Raw genomic sequence first — 12,494 nt, 5'->3', positions numbered from 1 at the left:
TCATTCCGCGGGCTCCACTCCTGTGTCGCTAAGTTGTCGGTATGACCGAATACGACCTGCAACGCTTCGTCGACGCCCAGGATCCCGTCTGGAACGTCGTGGTCAAGGAGTTGAAGGCAGGTCGGAAGCAGACGCACTGGATGTGGTTCGTGTTTCCGCAGTTGGCCGGCCTGGGCCGTAGTGCCACCGCTCAGCACTTCGGCATCGCAGACCTGACCGAGGCCGAGCTGTACCTGTCCCACGAAGTTCTCGGGCCACGCCTGAAGAAAGCCGCGCAGCTCACTGTTGCGGTCGAGGGCAGCACGGTCGACAAGATCTTCGGTTACCCGGACAATCTGAAGCTGCACTCGTCCATGACGCTTTTCGCCGAAGCTACCAAGGGGCAGTCCGTTTTCGTCGAAGTGTTGCAGAAGTATTTCTCCGGCGAATTCGATGGCGCAACACTCGACTTGCTCGACGAGCGATACCGCTAGCATCGCATCCATGACCACTCCACTCGCCGGATCCATTGCCTTCGTCCATGCCACCTGGCATCTGGACATCGTCGATCGTGCGCGGGTGGGTTTCTCCGCCGAACTCGGGCAGTTGGGCCATGCCGACACCGCGGTCGACGTCTTCGAGGTGCCCGGAGCATTCGAGATCCCGCTGCACGCGCAGCGGCTCGCCAGAACCGGAAAGTATGCGGCGATCGTCGCTGCAGCGCTCGTCGTGGACGGCGGAATCTACCGACACGACTTCGTCGAAACGGCGGTGATCGACGGGCTGATGCGGGTGCAGCTCGACACCGACGTCCCCGTGTTCTCGGTGGTCCTGACTCCACATCACTTCCACGAACACGCCGATCACAACGCCTTCTTCACCGCGCACCTCGAAACCAAGGGTGCCGAGGCCGCGCGCGCCGTGGTCAAGACACTGGCTTCGCTCCGAAACATCGGCTGACGACCGGCAGCCGATGGTCGACGTGCGATCCGTGCTCGCGGAGCTCGAACGGCGTGAACCCATTTTCCACCGCCGTGAGTACGGCATCACGCGTGAAGATTTCGATCGTCTGACCGATGTCGATTTCTGGGAGGTCGGTGCGTCCGGTACCCGATACGACCGTGACGAGGTGTGGGCCGTTCTCGAAAAGCGCTATCGGGAGGACCCGTTCGGCGACCGCGATATCGACTGGGAAGCCAGTGAATTCGAGGTCCGTGAGATCGCCTCGGACACGTACCTGTTGACGTACTCGCTGCTGCAGATGGACAGACGCACCCGGCGAGCGACACTCTGGCAGCGACGGGCAGGGGAGTGGACGATTCTGTATCACCAGGGGTCCCTCGTGCAGTAGGTCATCCCTCTTAGCATGTACCACCGACAGGTTCCGGCTCGCGAATCCTTATGCACAGCAATAGTTTTCGATTGCACTATGGTTGCCAGTCGAACACTTGTTCGATACACTTGGTCCATGACGACGGAGATCTGGCAACTGAGCGAGAGCGAACTCCTCGCCGACGCTGCTGATGTCTCCCACAAGATCCAGTTGTTGGAGGCCCGGCGGATCGCCCTCGTCGCCGACATCGACACCCGCGTCAGCCGGGAGAAGCTCGGCTTCCCCGGACCCGCAGGGTGGCTGACCTCCACCACCCTCCTCACCCCGAGCAAAGCGAACAAGATCGTGGCCCTCGCTCGCGGGTTGAAGAACTTCCCCGACATCGCCGACGCCGTGAACACCGGCGTCATGTCCGTCGACCACGCCGCCTTGATCCTCACCTTCGCCGAAACCCCACCGAAAAACCTCCCCCAAGAGGGCCGCGATCTCGCTCGTAAAGCCATGATCACCGCAGCAACCGGGCCCGGGGCACGCACCGACCGCATCCGCGAAGCGATCACCAAACTCGAGGACACCTACGGTGGCAACAAGCCACCACCGGAAGACACCGACCGCAACGAACTCTTCGCCTCGAAAACCCTCAACGGACGTCTCGTGGCGAAGATGGATTTCGATGCGATCACCGGAGAAAAGCTGCTCACCGCGCTTTCACCGTTGACCGAACCCCGCCCTGCCGCCGACGGCACCCAAGACGAACGCAGTCCCGCACGGCGACGCGCCGACGCCTTCGGGCACATCCTCGACCGATACCTCGCCTCCAGTAACCGCCCCATCGAAGGCGGTGAAAAACCCCACGTCAACCTGCACATCCGGTTGCAGGACCTCACCGACCTCCGCGACAGTGCCGACGACATAACAGACGACGAAACCTCACGCGCAGCAACAGAATCCGACACCGAGACCGACGCAGCAGATCCGGTCGACATCAACACCGGCAATCCCATCGACACCGACGCAGCAACCGAACCGGACCACGAAAACGGCAGCGGCAGTGGTGATCGCGGTGGAGGTGATGCTGCAGCGGATCGCGGCGCGTATCGCGACTTGTTCGGTGACGGCACGTCGGTCGGGTGGCTGCCCTGGATGGGCCCCCTCTCCCGCAACACCTCTCGCCAACTGGCCTGCGATTGCCTTCTCACCGCCATCGTCATGGACGAGAACGGCAACCCACTCAACCTCGCCCGCACCGCCCGTACCGTCACCGCGAAACAAAAACGCGCCTTGACTGCACGCGATCACGGGTGCGCGTTCCCGGGCTGCGGCAAACCCGCCGCCTGGACCGAAGGTCACCACATCTGGCACTGGGCCGATGGTGGCCCCACCGACATGAACAACCTCGTCCTCCTGTGCGGATTCCACCACCGACTCGTCCACCACTCCGATTGGGAAGTGTTCATCGGAACCGATCAACACCCCTGGTTCGTACCGCCGGCATCCGTCGACCCCTACCGACAACCCGGACAATCCCACGCCCGAGCAGGCCCCCACATCGCATAGGTCCGCGCAAACACGCACCAGCCCCACACAAATACACCAGCCCCGCACCGAAAACACGGTGCGGGGCTGGAAGAGATTGTCCGACTAATCGATTGGAGTCGATCAGGCTCTCAGTCGTTGGCGTGCAACGCAGCGTTCAGCTCGACGCCGGTGCCCTTCCACGGCACAACCTCGACCGCACCCGAGAGCGAGTTACGACGGAACAGGAGGTTGGACTTGCCGCTCAGCGTCGCCGCCTTCACCACAGTTCCATCCGGTCCACTGACCTTCGTTCCGGCGGTGATGTACAGCCCCGCCTCGACGACGCAGTCGTCACCGAGTGAAATGCCGAGTCCGGAGTTGGCACCGAGCAGGCAGCTCTTGCCGACGGAGATGACGTTCTTGCCGCCACCGGACAGCGTGCCCATGATCGACGCACCGCCGCCCACGTCGGAACCGTCACCCACCACGACGCCCGCGGAGATGCGTCCCTCGACCATCGAGTTACCGAGCGTGCCTGCATTGAAGTTGACGAAGCCCTCGTGCATGACCGTCGTTCCACTGGCCAGATGAGCACCGAGGCGCACACGGTCGGCGTCGGCGATGCGGACGCCGGTGGGAACGACGTAATCGACCAGACGTGGGAACTTGTCCACGCCGTACACCGTCACCTGGCCGCGGGCACGTAGCTTCGCACGCACAGTCTCGAAGCCCTCGACCGCTGCGGGTCCGAAGTTGGTCCAGACGACGTTGGCGAGCAGTCCGAACAGTCCGTCGAGATTCTGACCGTGCGGCTCGACCAGGCGATGCGACAACAGATGCAGTCGTAGGTACGCGTCGTGGGCGTCGATCGGAGCATCGTCCAGAGATGCGATGTTGGTGCGCACTGCGACGACCTCGACGCCGCGCGCCTCGTCCGCACCGACCAGCGCGGCCAGCTCCGCGGGGATGTCCGATCCTTCGAGTCGAGTCGTGCCGGCCTCGAGTCCCGACCCGAACTCCGGGCTCGGAAACCAGGTGTCGAGAACTACGCCCGACGTCGTGATGTTGGCAATACCTACTGCTGTTGCTCCCTGTGCACTCACGGCTCGAAGAATACGCGGTGGTGCGTCGTGCGTGGTTCGGTGACTGGGTGCCGCAGGTTCCCAGGTGATTTCCGGGCACACCGACCGGCGGTAGTCGCCGGTTCGGTCACGACGGCGGTTCGTTATCCGTTCGACTGACGAGCGTGACCACATCGGGATTCGCGGAGACCGGCCCGGGGCCGGTGGGCTGACAGAGTGACGACAATGACCACCCGCAGGATTTCGCTCGGAAGAGGAGCAGTGTCGATGATGGCCGACGGGATGTCGTTCACCGGGTTGGTGGCAACCTTCGCTTCGACCATCATTCTTGGAGTCGCTTTCGGCTTGGCTGTCGCCGAGGCGTGGTAAAAATGCCCATCGGCTGACAGGGGGTCGCCGTAGGCGGGGGATTCCATGAGTTCGAGCAGGTCAATAGCTATGCGTTCGATAATTTCGGTGGTCGCTGCTTCACTCCTGGCGGTGACCGGCGTAGTTGCCGGTTCCGGCACCGCCACTGCCGCACCCAACTGCGCCGGAGTCGGCGGGAAGTCGGCAGAGGTCGCGAAAATTCCGGGGGCTGCGCTGGAGGGCCTTGCCGTCGATGGGTCGGGCCGCGCGTATGTCACCGATATTGTCTCGGGCCGGGTGTACCGCATCGACGCACCTGGACAGCCCGCGTATCCCATTGCGAAGGTGCCCAGCGGCGGCGGCGGAGCTCTGGCGTGGATGCCCGACGGGACGCTCCTGGTCGGCTACGGTGCCGATCCCCGTGTATTCGTCGGAGACGTCGTCAAGGCCGCCGGCATCGTTCGACTCGACACCGACACACTTGCCGTCACTCCCTTTGCGAAGGGACTCAGTGCTGCCAATGGACTCGCCGTTGCTGCGGACGGAACCGTCTACGCCACCAACGACTTCGGTGCGCTCATCGGCCGCATCAGCCCCGACGGTTCTGTCGACCCGAGCTGGGCGCGCTTGCCGAGCGCCAACGGCGCGGTGCTCGATGCCGCTGGGAAATATCTCTACGTCTCTCGGACGTTCGTGAACGCGGGCGTCAGTCGAATCCCGATTGCGAATCCGTCGGCACCGGAAGACCTGCTCGATCTGAAGGGGCTCGATTCGTTGGCTGCCCCGGACGGTCTCACTCTCGACGCCGCCGGCCGTCCGGTGGTGCCGCTCAATGCAGGCGGTTCCGTCGTCCGCATCGATGCACCGGGGGTCACCTGCGTGATCGGTACCGGTACTCGGTTGACCAGTGTCGTCTCCTACGGTCGCTCCGAGCAGGGCTTTTCGAGCGGAAGATTGTTCGGCGCAGGCTTCGACGGCGTGGTCCGCGAGATTCCGGGGGCCAAAGCCTAGGGTTGTCGCCGTGACGCTCGATTTGCATGCCGACCCGATAGACCTCACCGCAGCGCTGGTGGACATCCCCAGCGTCAGTGAGGACGAGGCGCGTATCGCCGACGAGGTGGAGCAAGCACTCCGCGAGCAGACCACTGGCTTCGAGATCATTCGCAGCGGCAACGCCGTCCTGGCGAGAACCAACCGCGGGCTGGGTTCACGGGTGATGCTCGCCGGTCATCTCGACACCGTGCCGATTGCCGACAACGTCCCGTCGAGGCGCGAGCACGAGAGCGCCGAGGGAGACATCCTGCACGGCTGCGGGACCGTCGACATGAAGTCGGGCGATGCGGTGTTTCTTCACCTCGCCGCAACGATCGACAACCCGGCACACGACCTGACTCTGGTGTTCTACGACTGCGAGGAGATTGCTGCCTCACGCAACGGTCTCGGTCGCATCGAGCGTGAGCTACCCGAATGGCTGAACGCCGATGTCGCGATTCTGGGCGAACCGTCCGGAGGGTTCATCGAAGCCGGTTGCCAAGGGACACTGCGTGTTCGGCTGACGGCGTCGGGAACCCGAGCGCACAGTGCCCGGTCCTGGCTGGGCGACAACGCTATTCACAAGTTCGGCGCGGTGCTCAATCGCCTGGCGGCCTACCACGCTCGCAGTGTCGATATCGATGGATGTGTGTATCGCGAAGGGCTGCAAGCTGTTCGGATCGCCGGCGGGGTGGCGGGCAACGTCGTCCCCGATGCCGCCGAGCTCGACGTCAATTTCCGCTTCGCGCCGGACCGCAGCGTCGACGAGGCCGTCGAGCATGTTCGTGAGGTGGTCGACGGACTCGATCTCGGGTTCGAGGTGACCGACTCGTCACCGGGTGCGCTGCCCGGGCTGAACCAGCCCGCTGCCGCTGCCCTCATCGAGGCAGCGGGAGGACAGTTCCGGGCCAAGTACGGCTGGACCGACGTCTCCCGGTTCTCCGCCCTCGGCATACCCGCGGTCAACTACGGACCGGGCGATCCCAACCTCGCCCACAAGCGCGACGAGCGCGTCCCGGTCGAACAGATCACCCACGTCACACAGGTTCTACGGAGCTACCTCTCCGCCGGATAGCCTGAACGCCATGAACAGCGTCGAGGGTCCCAGTGGTTTCGAACAGATCGGCAGCGAAAAGCCTGCCAAACACAAGGGATCCGTCGTACTTCGCCGCGGTCGAAACACCGAGACGTCCACGTCGGACCAACGATTGCTCGACGAACGCGGATCCGGCAATTGGATCCACTCGGACACCTGGCGCGTGCTGCGCATTCAGAGCGAATTCGTCGAAGGCTTCGGTGCTCTGGCCGAGGTGCCGCGAGCGGTGACGGTGTTCGGTTCGGCGCGCACACCCGTCGACCATCCCGAATACGAGCGGGCGCGTGAACTCGGAGCTGCTCTGGCACGCGAAGGCTTCGCCGTGATCACCGGCGGCGGTCCCGGTGTGATGGAGGGCGCGAACCGCGGCGCGAGCGAGGCCGACGGGTACTCCATCGGACTGGGCATCGAGCTGCCGTTCGAGCAGGGCCTCAACGACTGGGTCGATCTCGGTGTCAATTTTCGATACTTCTTCGTACGCAAGACCATGTTCGTCAAGTACTCCCAAGCGTTCGTGTGCCTGCCCGGAGGCTTCGGTACTCTCGACGAACTCTTCGAGGCGCTCACACTCGTGCAGACCGCGAAGGTCACACGATTCCCGATCGTGTTGCTGGGCAAGGACTTCTGGTCGGGATTGCTCGACTGGATCAAGACCACTCTCGTGAAAGAAGGCAAGGTGTCCGAGAAGGACCTCGACCTCATCCATTGCACCGACAGCGTCGACGAGGCCGTCCGCATCGTCCGGGAGGCCCAGCAGTGAGCGTGCAGCCGGTCGGCGTTTCGGGGATCAGCGTGTGTGTCTACTGCGCATCGGGACCGGTCGACGCGTCGTTCATCGATCTGGCGCGTGAGGTCGGTACCGAGATCGGTCGACGTGGTTGGCAGCTGGTATCGGGCGGCGGCAACGTCTCGATGATGGGCGCGGTGGCCGCGGCGACACGCGCAGCCGGAGGCAACACCGTCGGTGTCATCCCGAAAGCGCTCGTGCACCGCGAGGTCGCCGACGTCGATGCCGACGAGTTGATCGTCACCGACACGATGCGTGAGCGGAAGAAGATCATGGAGGACCGAGCCGACGCGTTCATCACGTTGCCCGGCGGCATCGGAACGCTCGAAGAACTGTTCGAGACGTGGACGGCCGGCTATTTGGGCATGCACAGCAAGCCGATGGTGATGCTCGATCCGTTCGGGCACTTCGACGGCCTGATGCAGTGGATCGACGGTCTGAGCTCCACCGGGTTCGTGCAGCAACGAGCCCTCGACGCGCTCGTGCGCACCACTTCTGTCGACGAGGCCCTGGACGTGTGCGGCGCGTTGTGAAAGTTCACCAACCGAGCCCGCCTGACGAAGTGCTGGAAGTTGTTACTCTCTAGTAGGGTTAGTTATCTCACATCGTCTCAAAGGGGAGCTCATGGCTGTCGATGCCCGTCAGAAAATCGGAGTGACCGACCTCGCGGTCGCGTTGCCGAAAATGGTGACGGAGGTGCCGAGCCTGCTCAAGGGGCTGGCGGGCTTCACCCGCAAGCCCGACCACAAGGTCTCCATCGGACTGATTTTCCAGGACGCGGCAGCCAAGAACAGCACTCGACCGTTCGTCCGTTTCGAGGGTGAGTCGATCTCCTACAAGGACGCGAACGCGCTGGTCAATCAGTACGCCGCAGTGTTCACCGACCGGGGTGTCGTACGCGGCGACGTCGTCGGTGTGCTGAGCAAGAACCGCCCCGAGGCGCTGTTCGCGGCGCTGGCTGCCGTGAAGCTCGGTGCCACCGCAGGCATGCTCAACTACAACCAGCGCGGCGACGTGCTCGAGCACAGCCTCGGAATTCTCGAAGCGAAGGTGCTGGTCCTCGACGAGAACGCGCAGGAAGCGCTGGATTCTCTGGACAGCGAGCCCAAGGTCGGGTCGGTGTTGCCGCTGAAGGAGCTCGGCGAGCTGGCCGCGAAGGCGTCGACGGCCAACCCGTCGGTCACCGCGGAGATCCAGGCCAAGGAGAAGGCGTTCTACATCTTCACCTCGGGAACGACGGGCATGCCCAAGGCCAGCCTGATGAGCCACTTCCGTTGGCTCAAGTCGATGTCGGGCCTGGGCAACATGGGCGTGCGACTGCGCGGCGACGACGTCATCTACTGCTGCCTTCCGCTTTATCACAACAACGCGCTGACGGTGACGCTGTCCTCGGTGCTCGCCGGCGGCGCGACGATGGCCATCGGTAAGCAGTTCTCGGTGAGCAACTTCTGGGAAGACATTCGCGTCAACAAGGCCACGGCGTTCACCTACATCGGTGAGCTCTGCCGGTACCTGCTCACGCAGCCGAAGAAGGATTCCGACCGGGACAACTCGGTCAAGCTGATCGTCGGCAACGGACTGCGACCGGAGATCTGGGAGGAGTTCACCGAGCGATTCGGTATCTCCCGCGTCGCGGAGTTCTACGGTGCCAGCGAATGCAACATCGCCTTCATCAACGCACTGAACATGAAGAAGACTGCCGGAATCTGCCCGTTGCCGTATGCCGTGGTGCAGTACGACGAAGAGTCGGGCAAGGCCAAGCGCGGCCACGACGGCAAGCTCCGCAAGGTCGGCAACGGTGAAGTGGGCCTGCTGCTGTCCAAGATCACCGACCGGGCTCCGTTCGACGGGTATTCCGACGACAAGGCCACCGAGAAGAAGATGGTGCGCGACGGGTTCAAGGACGGTGACGCGTGGTTCGACACCGGCGACCTCGTTCGCAAGCAGGGCTGGATGCACGTCGCCTTCGTCGACCGGCTCGGAGACACGTTCCGGTGGAAGGGCGAGAACGTCGCCACGACCCAGGTCGAGGGTGCACTCGGTAGCCACCCGGCAGTGGACGGGGCCGTCGTCTACGGCGTCGATATCGAGGGTGCCGACGGCAAGGCCGGTATGGCTGCGGTGACACTGCGCGACGGTGAGTCCTTCGACGGTAAGTCGTTCGCCGAGCACCTCTACGGCAAGCTGCCGACCTACGCGGTGCCGCTGTTCGTACGCATCGTCGACAGCCTCGAGCAAACCTCGACGTTCAAGAGCCAGAAGGTCGCTCTACGCAAGCTGGGGTTCCAGGAAGACGGTGACAGCGAACTCCACGTGCTGCGCGGCAAGTCCGGTGGCTACGAGAAGTTCTACGACGGCTACGTCGACGAGGTTGCCGCCGGCAAGGCCCCTATGGGGTAACCAGCAAGCTCGAGGCGAGGGTGGCCTCGAGCCATCGTGCGTAGCGGTCGGTCGTCCAGCCCGACCGCTCGCACAACATTCGGTGCATTTCGGGGCTGGTCAGGGCCCAGATGGTGGTTCCTGCCGTTTCGAGGTCAACGGCCAGATCTCCACGTGCCCCGATCCACTCGGCGATCTGCATCATCGCCGATCTGCGTTGTCGGTCCTGGATATCGCGTCGTAGTGCTGCGATGTCCTCGTCGACGGCAGCCGCGCTGAGCAAGATGTCGTCGACCGCTCTGATTCGCGCGACCTGTTCGGCGATTCCTGACGCGAACATGCGGAGCTGCGTGCGTTGATCGAGTTCGTCGCGCACGGCCGATGCTGATGAGCGCTGCATGATCGGCGTCGGGTCGGTGTCTCCGCCGATGTCCAGATCCACCATTTCTCTGAGCAGCGTGCGCTTGTTCTTGAAGACGTGGAAGACGGTGTCCGCCGAGACACCTGCCGCGGCGGCGATCGACGGGACCGAGGTTGTGCCGTATCCGTGGGCGAGGAAGAGTCCGCGCGCGGCCTCGATGATGCGGAGTCGGGTGCCTTCGGCCTGCTGTTGCCGCACGGCGGAGTTGTAGGTCCTCTTGACGTTTTCGGTCATCGGGTCGAGTATATGCATATTGATCCGAGTGCCACTTGAACGAATTGGGGCGTCATGGATATCCAACAGGCGAAAGATCGAGTGGGACGGGTCTTCGAGGACGGATTCGGGCGGGGTGATCTCTCGACGGTGGATGCAGCACTCGCGCCGAGCGCTGTCGACCGGCACGCTTTCGGACAGGACGAACCGGATATGGCGGCACACCTCAAAGGCGCGATCGCGATGTTCCGTTCTGCGATGCCGGACCTGCGCGTGACGATCGGTGATCTCTTCGGGGAAGGAGACCGCATCGCCGCGCGGGTCGAGATGGAGGGAACCCACACGGGCTCGCCTCTGTTCGGCGTGCCATCCTCGGGGCTGCCCGTTGCGCTCGAACAGTTCCACGTCATCGAGCTCGACGCCGACGGACGTGGTGCCCGGCACTGGGCGAATGTGGGTGCCGACACCATCGCGCTCGGGCACCTCCGCCGAAATGCCACTATGGATGAATGAGCACTCTGTGCGGTAAGCCGGTCGCCGACGATCGAGCTCTGGTCATGGCGATCGTCAATCGCACCCCCGACTCGTTCTACGACGGGGGCGCGAATTTCTCCGACGATGCAGCGATGGCGTCCGTGCACAGGGCTGTTGCCGAGGGTGCCGACATGGTCGATATCGGCGGCGTCAAAGCAGGCCCCGGTGATCTCGTCGACGCGGCGGAGGAGATCCGCCGCGTCGTGCCGTTCGTCGAAGCGATCCGGGGTGCGTATCCGGATCTGCTGATCAGTGTCGATACCTGGCGTAGCGAGGTTGCTCGCCTGGCCTGCGGTGTGGGAGCCGATCTGATCAACGACACCTGGGCCGGAGCCGATCCCGAGTTGGTGCGCGTCGCCGCTGCCGAGGGAGTCGGGATCGTCTGCTCGCACACCGGCGGTGCCGTTCCGCGGACCCGTCCGCACCGGGTTCGGTACACCGACGTCGTGGCCGATGTGGTCGCGGAAGTCACCGCAGCTGCCGACAATGCCGTCGCGGAGGGGGTGAAGAAAGATTCGATTCTGATCGATCCGACCCACGATTTCGGGAAAAACACCTATCACGGGCTCGAGTTGTTGCGTCGCGTGGACGTTCTTGTAAACACCGGGTGGCCTGTGCTCATGGCGCTGAGCAACAAGGACTTCGTAGGCGAGACTCTAGGGGTAGAGCTCGCCGACCGGTTGGAGGGAACATTGGCAGCGACAGCATTGGCCGCAGCAGGCGGAGCCCGGATGTTCCGGGTGCACGAGGTTGCGTCGACCAGAAGAGTCGTCGACATGGTGGCAGCGATCCAGGGACGACGAACCCCGGCGCGGACGGTCAGGGGGCTGGCATGACACTGGCCGATCGAACGGACGTGACCCGAATGTGGTCCGAGACCAACAGCTGGGACACCCCCGAATGGACCATCGCCGAGCTCGAGGCCGCCAAGGCGGGCCGCACGGTGTCGGTGGTGCTTCCGGCGCTGAACGAGGAACAGACGGTGGCCGCCGTCATCGACACCATCCACCCGTTGCTCGGTGGCCTCGTCGACGAACTGATCGTGCTCGACTCGGGCTCGACGGACGAGACGGCAGTGCGCGCGAGAGCGGCCGGTGCCCGTGTCATCAGTCGCGAGGAGGCAGTACCAGGGCTCGATCCGGTACCGGGCAAGGGCGAGGTGCTGTGGCGATCGGTCGCGGCGTCGACGGGTGATCTCATCGCCTTCGTCGATTCCGATCTGATCAATCCCGACCCCGCGTTCGTGCCGAAACTGCTCGGACCACTACTGATGGGCGACGGTATCCATCTCGTCAAGGGCTACTACCGACGTCCACTTCGAGTCAGTGGCACCGAGGACGCCAACGGCGGTGGACGCGTCACCGAGTTGGTGGCTCGACCCTTGCTCGCGGCGCTGCGCCCGGAGTTGACCGGCGTGATTCAGCCGCTGGGCGGGGAGTACGCGGGCACTCGTGAGTTGTTGTCCGCGGTGCCCTTCGCGCCCGGTTACGGCGTCGAGATCGGCCTGCTTCTCGACACGTACGACCGGCTCGGTCTGCAGGCCATCGGACAGGTGAACCTGGGAGTGCGAAAGCATCGCAATCGGCCGCTGGTCGAACTCGGGGCAATGAGTCGGCAGATCGTCGGAACGATGCTGAACCGGTGCGGCATGGTCGATTCCGGTGCCGGACTGATGCAGTTCCGCGTGGCAGGGGATTCGTTCGAGCCGTTCTCGACCGAAGTGTCGTTGGCCGATCGACCGGCGATGAACTCGCTGATCTGACCGACCACCA

15 protein-coding genes are annotated in these 12,494 nt (G+C 63.9%); 13 read left to right on the top strand and 2 right to left on the bottom strand.

What is annotated here, in order from left to right; all coding sequences use genetic code 11:
- Nucleotides 1-41: 41 nt before the first annotated feature.
- From AB0P23_RS17855 to AB0P23_RS17840, 4 genes are all read left to right on the top strand, one after another.
- Nucleotides 42-473, top strand: coding sequence for a DUF1810 domain-containing protein (locus AB0P23_RS17855; RefSeq protein WP_032375462.1), 432 nt, complete (start codon nucleotides 42-44; stop codon nucleotides 471-473).
- Between the two features lie 10 nt (nucleotides 474-483).
- Nucleotides 484-939, top strand: a complete 456-nt coding sequence (locus AB0P23_RS17850; RefSeq protein ID WP_363798620.1) for a 6,7-dimethyl-8-ribityllumazine synthase — start codon at nucleotides 484-486, stop codon at nucleotides 937-939.
- 13 nt (nucleotides 940-952) lie between these two features.
- Nucleotides 953-1,330 carry a DUF4440 domain-containing protein gene (locus AB0P23_RS17845; protein WP_032375464.1) on the top strand — a complete coding sequence of 126 codons (378 nt, stop codon included), beginning with the start codon at nucleotides 953-955 and terminating at the stop codon, nucleotides 1,328-1,330.
- A 117-nt stretch (nucleotides 1,331-1,447) separates the two neighbouring features.
- Complete coding sequence (locus tag AB0P23_RS17840; RefSeq protein ID WP_363798617.1) at nucleotides 1,448-2,869, top strand: DUF222 domain-containing protein; 1,422 nt, start codon at nucleotides 1,448-1,450, stop codon at nucleotides 2,867-2,869.
- Nucleotides 2,870-2,979: 110 nt separating this feature from the next.
- On the opposite strand, the gene dapD is transcribed toward AB0P23_RS17840, so the two are convergent.
- Nucleotides 2,980-3,933 carry a 2,3,4,5-tetrahydropyridine-2,6-dicarboxylate N-succinyltransferase gene (dapD, locus tag AB0P23_RS17835; RefSeq protein WP_032375480.1) on the bottom strand — a complete coding sequence of 318 codons (954 nt, stop codon included), beginning with the start codon at nucleotides 3,931-3,933 and terminating at the stop codon, nucleotides 2,980-2,982.
- 204 nt (nucleotides 3,934-4,137) lie between these two features.
- On the opposite strand from dapD, the gene AB0P23_RS17830 reads away from it, so the two are divergent.
- The 6 genes from AB0P23_RS17830 to AB0P23_RS17805 all read left to right on the top strand — a co-directional run bounded on the left by AB0P23_RS17830 (nucleotide 4,138) and on the right by AB0P23_RS17805 (nucleotide 9,575).
- Complete coding sequence (locus AB0P23_RS17830; protein ID WP_155289653.1) at nucleotides 4,138-4,281, top strand: hypothetical protein; 144 nt, start codon at nucleotides 4,138-4,140, stop codon at nucleotides 4,279-4,281.
- A gap of 45 nt (nucleotides 4,282-4,326) precedes the next feature.
- Nucleotides 4,327-5,271 carry an NHL repeat containing protein gene (locus tag AB0P23_RS17825; protein ID WP_032375482.1) on the top strand — a complete coding sequence of 315 codons (945 nt, stop codon included), beginning with the start codon at nucleotides 4,327-4,329 and terminating at the stop codon, nucleotides 5,269-5,271.
- A 10-nt stretch (nucleotides 5,272-5,281) separates the two neighbouring features.
- Nucleotides 5,282-6,367 carry a succinyl-diaminopimelate desuccinylase gene (dapE, locus tag AB0P23_RS17820; protein ID WP_032365377.1) on the top strand — a complete coding sequence of 362 codons (1,086 nt, stop codon included), beginning with the start codon at nucleotides 5,282-5,284 and terminating at the stop codon, nucleotides 6,365-6,367.
- Between the two features lie 10 nt (nucleotides 6,368-6,377).
- Nucleotides 6,378-7,148 carry a TIGR00730 family Rossman fold protein gene (locus AB0P23_RS17815; RefSeq protein WP_051365252.1) on the top strand — a complete coding sequence of 257 codons (771 nt, stop codon included), beginning with the start codon at nucleotides 6,378-6,380 and terminating at the stop codon, nucleotides 7,146-7,148.
- Nucleotides 7,145-7,708 (top strand): TIGR00730 family Rossman fold protein, encoded by a 564-nt coding sequence (locus AB0P23_RS17810; protein ID WP_230074810.1) that lies wholly within the window; start codon nucleotides 7,145-7,147, stop codon nucleotides 7,706-7,708. Before AB0P23_RS17815 ends, AB0P23_RS17810 begins: the two co-directional genes overlap by 4 nt.
- Nucleotides 7,709-7,799: 91 nt before the next feature.
- Nucleotides 7,800-9,575, top strand: coding sequence for a long-chain-acyl-CoA synthetase (locus AB0P23_RS17805; RefSeq protein ID WP_032400861.1), 1,776 nt, complete (start codon nucleotides 7,800-7,802; stop codon nucleotides 9,573-9,575).
- Here the strand turns inward: AB0P23_RS17805 and AB0P23_RS17800 are convergent.
- Complete coding sequence (locus AB0P23_RS17800; RefSeq protein WP_051365251.1) at nucleotides 9,565-10,209, bottom strand: TetR/AcrR family transcriptional regulator; 645 nt, start codon at nucleotides 10,207-10,209, stop codon at nucleotides 9,565-9,567. The genes AB0P23_RS17805 and AB0P23_RS17800 overlap by 11 nt on opposite strands.
- A 54-nt stretch (nucleotides 10,210-10,263) precedes the next feature.
- Here AB0P23_RS17800 and AB0P23_RS17795 point away from each other — a divergent pair, with 54 nt between their 5' ends.
- Genes AB0P23_RS17795 through AB0P23_RS17785 form a run of 3 tightly spaced genes read left to right on the top strand, consistent with a single transcriptional unit; the run spans nucleotide 10,264 to nucleotide 12,484 of the window.
- Nucleotides 10,264-10,701, top strand: coding sequence for an ester cyclase (locus AB0P23_RS17795; RefSeq protein WP_032375485.1), 438 nt, complete (start codon nucleotides 10,264-10,266; stop codon nucleotides 10,699-10,701).
- Nucleotides 10,698-11,558, top strand: coding sequence for a dihydropteroate synthase (gene folP, locus AB0P23_RS17790; RefSeq protein ID WP_032375486.1), 861 nt, complete (start codon nucleotides 10,698-10,700; stop codon nucleotides 11,556-11,558). Before AB0P23_RS17795 ends, folP begins: the two co-directional genes overlap by 4 nt.
- Nucleotides 11,555-12,484 (top strand): glucosyl-3-phosphoglycerate synthase, encoded by a 930-nt coding sequence (locus AB0P23_RS17785; protein ID WP_027498057.1) that lies wholly within the window; start codon nucleotides 11,555-11,557, stop codon nucleotides 12,482-12,484. The genes folP and AB0P23_RS17785 overlap by 4 nt, the downstream gene beginning before the upstream one ends.
- Nucleotides 12,485-12,494: the final 10 nt, after the last annotated feature.

The organism is Rhodococcus sp. NPDC077669 (assembly GCF_040686915.1).
Taxonomy (GTDB): domain Bacteria; phylum Actinomycetota; class Actinomycetes; order Mycobacteriales; family Mycobacteriaceae; genus Rhodococcoides; species Rhodococcoides fascians.
Note: the sequence above shows the minus strand (reverse complement) of the source record. Positions and strands in the feature narration are given on the sequence as shown.

Coding starts and splice junctions, on each gene's coding strand:
- AB0P23_RS17800 (WP_051365251.1), bottom strand. CDS start 10,209: ATGACCGAAAACGTCAAGAGGACCTACAACTCCGCCGTGCGGCAACAG.
- AB0P23_RS17840 (WP_363798617.1), top strand. CDS start 1,448: ATGACGACGGAGATCTGGCAACTGAGCGAGAGCGAACTCCTCGCCGAC.
- AB0P23_RS17850 (WP_363798620.1), top strand. CDS start 484: ATGACCACTCCACTCGCCGGATCCATTGCCTTCGTCCATGCCACCTGG.
- AB0P23_RS17845 (WP_032375464.1), top strand. CDS start 953: ATGGTCGACGTGCGATCCGTGCTCGCGGAGCTCGAACGGCGTGAACCC.
- AB0P23_RS17855 (WP_032375462.1), top strand. CDS start 42: ATGACCGAATACGACCTGCAACGCTTCGTCGACGCCCAGGATCCCGTC.
- AB0P23_RS17815 (WP_051365252.1), top strand. CDS start 6,378: ATGAACAGCGTCGAGGGTCCCAGTGGTTTCGAACAGATCGGCAGCGAA.
- AB0P23_RS17785 (WP_027498057.1), top strand. CDS start 11,555: ATGACACTGGCCGATCGAACGGACGTGACCCGAATGTGGTCCGAGACC.
- AB0P23_RS17795 (WP_032375485.1), top strand. CDS start 10,264: ATGGATATCCAACAGGCGAAAGATCGAGTGGGACGGGTCTTCGAGGAC.
- AB0P23_RS17805 (WP_032400861.1), top strand. CDS start 7,800: ATGGCTGTCGATGCCCGTCAGAAAATCGGAGTGACCGACCTCGCGGTC.
- AB0P23_RS17825 (WP_032375482.1), top strand. CDS start 4,327: ATGAGTTCGAGCAGGTCAATAGCTATGCGTTCGATAATTTCGGTGGTC.
- AB0P23_RS17830 (WP_155289653.1), top strand. CDS start 4,138: ATGACCACCCGCAGGATTTCGCTCGGAAGAGGAGCAGTGTCGATGATG.
- folP (WP_032375486.1), top strand. CDS start 10,698: ATGAGCACTCTGTGCGGTAAGCCGGTCGCCGACGATCGAGCTCTGGTC.